The organism is Sedimentibacter sp. B4 (genome assembly GCF_000309315.1).
Classification (GTDB): Bacteria; Bacillota; Clostridia; order Tissierellales; family Sedimentibacteraceae; genus Sedimentibacter; species Sedimentibacter saalensis.
This window is the reverse complement of record NZ_CANG01001060.1, coordinates 1-250: the sequence shown is the minus strand read 5'-3', so window position 1 is coordinate 250 and position 250 is coordinate 1. Positions and strand designations below refer to the sequence as shown.

The 250-nt window shown below is 72.0% G+C and carries 1 pseudogene; it reads right to left on the bottom strand.

Annotation, left to right across the window (positions count from 1 at the left end):
* Positions 1-250 (bottom strand): annotated as a pseudogene (locus BN358_RS25050) (MFS transporter); the annotation flags it as partial.

Below are 250 nucleotides of genomic sequence, written 5' to 3'. Positions count from 1 at the left end.
CACGAGCGCGTCGGTACGGCGCCGGAACAGGCGACGCACCCGACCGACCAGAAGGCCGCCACAGATCTGTGCTCCGGCCGAGAGGGCTGCGGCGGCCCCGGCGATCGCGTAGGCGCGCGGATCGCCCGCGAGCTGGAGCAGGTAGGGCTGGAGCGCATAGAAGACGTAGATGCCGACGCCGGCGGTGAACGGAGCGGCCAGCATCAGCCATCGGACGGGCGGGTTCCGCAGTCCCCCGTCATCGATCCGG